The following is a 365-nucleotide window of genomic DNA, read 5'->3' as shown; positions in this document are numbered from 1 at the left end:
CGTAGGCCAAGCCGCCGCCAGGGCCGGCGCCAGTTGCAGCAACATTCGCGGTATGAGAAGAGGCGCCGCCGAAGGCAGTGCCGCTGACGGGTCCTGCGTTATAGCCCGCTGCAGCTGCAGAACCTGCGTTGGCATTAGTTGCTGCGCCACCACCAGCAACTGCGTTGCCCGAGGTTGCCGAAAGGCTCTTCACGTTACCGAAGGTAGTTGCGCTACCACCGACAGTTGCCCCACCGATGCCAAAACCGCCTGCGCCGATAGCGCCGCCAGCAGCGTTTGCATTCGACGTTGCACCGGAGGTGGCGCTATTTGAACTCAGCGCAGCACCGTTGCCCGAGCTGGCAGCACCCGACACCGTGCCAGAA

General features: G+C 63.8%; 1 pseudogene. It reads right to left on the bottom strand.

The features are described from left to right. Window positions 1–355: pseudogene (locus tag AAIL67_RS24755) on the bottom strand (hypothetical protein); the annotation flags it as partial. Window positions 356–365: the final 10 nt, after the last annotated feature.

This window comes from Comamonas sp. A7-5 (assembly GCF_039581385.1).
Classification (GTDB): domain Bacteria; phylum Pseudomonadota; class Gammaproteobacteria; order Burkholderiales; family Burkholderiaceae_C; genus Comamonas; species Comamonas thiooxydans.
The sequence above is the reverse complement of the archived record's forward strand: the minus strand, read 5'-3'. Positions and strand labels throughout refer to the sequence as shown.